Source organism: Kitasatospora sp. NPDC057198 (assembly GCF_042670125.1).
Taxonomy (GTDB): Bacteria; Actinomycetota; Actinomycetes; order Streptomycetales; family Streptomycetaceae; genus Kitasatospora.
The window spans coordinates 1-5,150 of the sequence record NZ_JBHUWH010000526.1 but is presented as its reverse complement, the minus strand read 5'-3'; the positions used below and the strand labels follow the sequence as shown (position 1 = coordinate 5,150).

At 74.8% G+C, this 5,150-nt stretch carries 5 protein-coding genes; all 5 read right to left on the bottom strand.

Going from position 1 to position 5,150, the window contains the following annotated elements; translation table 11 throughout:
- Positions 1-91 precede the first annotated feature (91 nt).
- The 5 genes from ACFUEL_RS34695 to ACFUEL_RS34675 all read right to left on the bottom strand — a co-directional run bounded on the left by ACFUEL_RS34695 (position 92) and on the right by ACFUEL_RS34675 (position 5,130).
- Entirely contained in the window at positions 92-883 is a 792-nt protein-coding gene (locus tag ACFUEL_RS34695) for a hypothetical protein (protein WP_380241389.1), read from the bottom strand.
- 114 nt (positions 884-997) lie between these two features.
- Positions 998-1,717: a GntR family transcriptional regulator gene (locus ACFUEL_RS34690; RefSeq protein ID WP_380241391.1), complete on the bottom strand. Its 720-nt coding sequence runs from the start codon at positions 1,715-1,717 to the stop codon at positions 998-1,000.
- A 64-nt stretch (positions 1,718-1,781) separates the two neighbouring features.
- Positions 1,782-2,726 (bottom strand): ornithine cyclodeaminase family protein, encoded by a 945-nt coding sequence (locus ACFUEL_RS34685; protein ID WP_380241387.1) that lies wholly within the window; start codon positions 2,724-2,726, stop codon positions 1,782-1,784.
- Positions 2,723-3,751 (bottom strand): proline racemase family protein, encoded by a 1,029-nt coding sequence (locus ACFUEL_RS34680; RefSeq protein WP_380241385.1) that lies wholly within the window; start codon positions 3,749-3,751, stop codon positions 2,723-2,725. Before ACFUEL_RS34680 ends, ACFUEL_RS34685 begins: the two co-directional genes overlap by 4 nt.
- Positions 3,751-5,130 carry an aldehyde dehydrogenase family protein gene (locus tag ACFUEL_RS34675; RefSeq protein WP_380241383.1) on the bottom strand — a complete coding sequence of 460 codons (1,380 nt, stop codon included), beginning with the start codon at positions 5,128-5,130 and terminating at the stop codon, positions 3,751-3,753. Before ACFUEL_RS34675 ends, ACFUEL_RS34680 begins: the two co-directional genes overlap by 1 nt.
- Positions 5,131-5,150: the final 20 nt, after the last annotated feature.

The following is a 5,150-nucleotide window of genomic DNA, read 5'->3' as shown; positions in this document are numbered from 1 at the left end:
GTTCTTCGGTCGTCACAACCCGAATGCTGGACACCCTTCCTGCATGTCCGAAGCAGAACCAGCAAAGCCAGCTGACTTCGGAACTACTCGTCTAGGGGATCGGGACCCGGTCGATCAGCTTGCCGCCGTTGAAGAGCTGGTCGGAGGGCGGCGGCGTGGCCGGCACCGGCTCGTCGAACTCGCTGAACGCCACGGCGATGGTGTCGCCGCTGAGCGAGAGCAGGTGCGGCTCGGCGGTGCGGGTGACGGCTGCCTCCAGCTCGCCGTAGGTGAGGTCCCTCAGAGGGAAGGTGAGGACTTCGGTGCCGTCGACCGTCTTGGGCACCGCCGCGCCGATCGGGCCCGCCTCGCCGCCGCCCTCCGCCACGCCGGCCTGCTCCTGGAGTTCCAGGCCGAGGTCGCAGAAGTCGGCGAACTTCGCTGCGGTGGTGATGCCGTGGGCGGAGTAGGCAAGCCACTTGTCGCCGATGCGGTCGGCCACGCTGAGCATGAGCGTGCCCTTGAGCCGGGCGTCCGGTTTCATCCACACGGTGGTGCCGATGCGGATGATCTGCGCGCCGCCCGTGCCTTCGACGTCCAGCGTGCCGACGCAGTTGCCGTCCCGGTCCGCCGACACGCTCCCGGTGACCCCCTGGCGTCCGTGGTTGGTGTAGCTGGTCTTGACGGAGGTGAGCGCGGCCCCGGCCGTCCGCACCTTCCGCAGCAGCGCCACGGGTTCGGGAACGGCCGGGCTGTTCCTCACGAGTGGCGAGGCGGGGGCGGCGGGAGCGGAGGCGGCCGCGTCCGACCCGCCGGGCTTCTCGGGCCCGCAGGCGGTCAGGCCCGCAGCGGTGAGCGTGGACAGCAGGACGGCCGCGGACAGCCGGTGGGGGCGCATGAGCATGTGGGTCCCGTTCGAACGGTTGACGACCGCGCGAGCGTGGCAGCAGCCCGGAGCGCTTTGCCCACCACCCCCCTCGCCTTTACTCACCCTTTACTTCAGGGTGGTGACGGCCCGTCAGCGCCCCGACAGCCGCAGCGCGCTCTCCGGCTCGGCCGGCTGCCCGGCGGCCCGTTCGCCGGCCGCCCACAGGTGGCGGATGTGGCCCAGGTGCCGGGTCATGCACTCCTGGGCGGCCTCGGCGTCGCCGGTCAGCAGCACGTCGAGCAGTTCGAGGTGCTCCTCGGCGGAGGTGACCAGCTCGCCCTGCTGGTCGAGCCGGTTGAGGCCGTAGAGGCGGGAGCGCTTGCGCAGGTCGTTCACGGTCTCCACCAGCCGGGCATTCCCGGCCAGCGAGAGCAGGTCGAGGTGGAACTGCCGGTCGGCCTCCAGGTAGCCGATCAGGTCGTGCTTGCGGGCGGCCTCGACGATCGCCTGGGCCTGCGGGCGCAGCGCTTCGAGCTGTTCGGCGGTGGCGGTCCGGGCGACCTGGCCGACGGTGGGGACCTCGATCAGGGCGCGGATCTCGGTGAACTCGTCGAGGTCCCGGTCGGAGAGTTCGGTCACCCGGAAGCCCTTGTTGCGGACGGCCTCGACCAGGCCCTCGCGGGCCAGGTCGAGCATCGCCTCGCGGACGGGGGTCGCGGAGACGCCGAAGTCGGCGGCCAGCGTCGGGGCGGAGTAGACCACCCCGGGGCGCAGTTCACCGGAGATGAGCGCCGCACGCAGGGCGTGGGCGACCTGGTCGCGCAGCCGCTCCTGGACGGAGATGAGGTTGCGGGGCTTGAGGTCGGCCATGGTGTTCCTCCGGAGGTTCAACAGAACCCCATTGTACAATGTCACGTTGCGGAGAGTGAATGCCCTACGTGCGGTCGTCGCAGTCCGTGTCCGCGCCCGTGTCCGCGCCCGCGCGCCACCTCACCGCGTCGTACTGCGCCGCCGCCACCGCGAGATCCTGCCACGCCATACCCACGCTCTTGAAGAACCTGGGTCGATCATGGCGGACGACGGCCCTCCCGGTGACCAGTTCGGCCAGATTGGCGAGCCGCTCGGCCCCGGCCCCGGCCATCAGCAGGTCCCCGGCCTCCCGCAGGGCGACCTCGCGGGCCTCCACGAACAGGTCGGCGCGGTCCACCAGCCGGGCGTCCACCTCGCGGGCCTCCGGCTCGTGCGAGCCGACCGCCGCGACCACCGCCCGGTCCGGCACCAGCGCGCCGTCGAACAGCGGGGTGCGGGCCGTGGTGCAGCACACCACCACGTCCGCCTCGGCCACCGCCCCGGGGGTGCCGACGGCCGCCTCCAGGCCCGACCCGACCGCGCGGGAGACCAGTTCGGCGGCGGGGCCGGGCCGGCGGGCCACCACGGTGACCCGGGCCAACCCGGGCAGCACCGCCGTCAGCGCCGCCAGGTGCCCGAGCGCCTGCGGCCCGGCGCCGAACAGCACCAGGTGCCGGGCCGCCGGCCCGGCCAGCGCCCGCAGCGCCAGCGCGGTCACCGCGGGGGTCCGCAGCGCGGTGAGCGCCGCGCCGTCCAGCAGGGCGAGCGGCTGCAGGGTGGGGCCGTCGAGCAGCAGGTACGAGCCGGTGATCCGGGGCAGTCCGGCCGCCGGGTTGGCGGGCGCCACCCCGGCGATCTTCACCCCGGCGTACCGGTCCGTGGCCGCCGGCATCAGCAGCAGCTCCCCGGCCGGGACGGGCACGTTGGAGCGCGCCGGGCACGCCTCCACGTCCAGCCCCTCCAGCAGGGTCCGCTCCAGCGCGTCCACGGCGGCCGCGAAGTCGAGCGTCAGCTCCAGGTGCGCGCTCACAGCAGGAAGCCCGCGCCGAGGGTGTCCTCGCCGTCGAGGACGAAGCGGTGCTCGCCGGTGCGGTGGGCGGTGCCGGTGACCTCGGTGACCACGCCGCCGTCCTTCGACTCGCGGACCCGGCCGGTGAAGGCGGTGCCGATGATCGAGTCGTGGCGCAGCACCCGTTCGCCGCCGAGCGCGCCCTCCTCGGCAAGCAGGGCGAGCCGGGCGGAGGTGCCGGAGCCGCACGGGGAGCGGTCGATCTGGCCGTCGGCGAAGACGGTGACGTTGCGCTGGTGCGGGCCGGTCGGCGTGTCGGGCAGTTCGTCGTACAGGATGACCCCGTAGACGCCGTCGCGGTGCCCGGCGAGCGCCTCGTGGCCCCCCAGCGCCTCGTGGCCCTCCAGCGCGGCGCGGATCTCCCGCCCGGCCGCGGTCAGTTCGGGCAGCTTGTCGGGGACGACGGACAGGCCGAGCGCGGCGGCGGGCAGCGAGGCGTAGACCGCGCCGGAGTGCGCCAGGTCGACCTGGAGCGTCCCGAACGACGTGGCCAGGTCGGCCTTGCGGGCCAGCACCCGGGTCGGCACGTTGCGGAAGGTCACGGCGGTGGTGCGGCCGCCGCTGCGGTGCACGGTGGCGCTGACCCGGCCGGAGGGGACGTCGATGCGCACCAGCGCGGTGCCGTCGTCGGGTGCGGGCACCAGGCCGGTGTCCACCGCCCAGGCGCCGAGCGCCATGGTGCCGTGGCCGCACGCGGTCGAGTAGCCGTCCCTGTGCCAGAACAGGACGCCGAAGTGGGCCCCGCCGTCGTCCGCGGGCACCACGAACCCGCCGTACATGCCGGCGTGTCCGCGCGGTTCGCGGGTCAGCAGGCGGCGCACGTCGTCCAGCGCGCCGGGGCGCGGCGAGGTGGCGCTGCCGCCCGCGCCGATCGCGATCGAGCGGCGTTCGGCGACGGTGTCGCCGGGGATCGGCGGCAGTCCGGCGGTGACGATCCGGAACGGTTCGCCCGCGGTGTGGTAGTCGGTGGTGGAGACCTGGTGCATCAGTGCTCCCCGGCGGGCAGCACACTGACGGTGCGCGAGGCGGTGTAGAAGTCGAGCGCGGCCCGCCCCTGCTCGCGGGAGCCGTACGAGGCGCCCTTGGTGCCGCCGAACGGCAGGTGGAAGTCGACGCCGCTGGAGGGCGCGTTGATCCGGATCATGCCCGCGTCCAGCCGGTCGGCGGCGGCCAGCGCCACGTCCAGGCTGCGCGAGTGGACGGAGGCGGACAGGCTGTGCCGGGTGTCGTTGGCCAGCGCGATCGCCTCGTCCAGGTCGGCGGCGCGCACCAGTACGGCGAGCGGGCCGAAGAACTCCTCCTCCAGCAGCGGGTGCCCGGCCGGGACGTTCTCGACCAGGGTCGGTTCCAGGAACCAGCCGGTCCGCTCGGCCCTGGCGCCGCCGGCCAGCACGCTCGCGCCGCCGGCCCGGGCGCTGTCGACGGCGCCGGTCAGCCGCTCCAGCGCCTGCCGGTTGATCACCGGTCCGCAGGAGGTGGCGGGCGCGGACGGGTCGGCGGCCGGGGTCCGCCCGAGCGCCTCGGCCAGGGCGCCGGCGAGCGGCTCGTAGGCGTCGCCGGCGGCGATCACCCGGCTGGTGGCGGTGCACTTCTGGCCCGCGTAGCCGGCGATGGCGTTCGCCAGGTGCGCGGCGGCCTGCGGGATGTCGGCGTCCGGCAGGACGAGGGCGGCGTTCAGGCCGCCCATCTCGGCCTGCACCGGGATGCCGCGCCCGGTCGCCCCGGCGATCACCGAGCGGCCCACCCGGGTCGAGCCGGTGAAGGAGACGACGTCGGCGCCGTCGATCAGTGCCGTCCCCGCCTCGGCGCCGCCCGGCACGACCGTCAGCACGCCCGCGGGCAGGCCCGCCAGTTCGGCCAGCCGCAGCGCGACCGCCACCGCCTCGGAGGACGGCTTGAGCACCACCGCGTTGCCGACGGCCAGCGCGGGCGCGGCCTTCCAACTCGGGATGGCCAGCGGGAAGTTCCACGGCGTGATCAGCCCGGCCACCCCGTACGGGCGGCGGCGGGTGAGCAGCAGGCCCGGCCCGGCGGCGGGCTCGTGCACCTCGCCGGCGGCGGCGAACGGCGCCTGCGCGTAGTAGCGCCAGATCGCCACCGTGCGGGCGACCTCGCCGCGCGCCTCGGCGACCGGCTTGCCGACCTCGCGGACCACCAGGGCGACCAGTTCGTCGGCGGCCGCCTCGATCGCCGCGGCGGCCCCGGTCAGCGCGAGCGACCGCCCGGCCGCCCCCAGCGCCCACCAGCCGCGCTGCGCCTCGCGCGCGCCCGCGAGCGCCGCCGCGGTGCCGTCGGCCCCGGTAGACGGCACCCAGACGACCAGGTCGTCGGGGTCGGCGGGGTTGTACGATTCGATCGTGGTCAAGCTCGAGTACCTTTAACGAA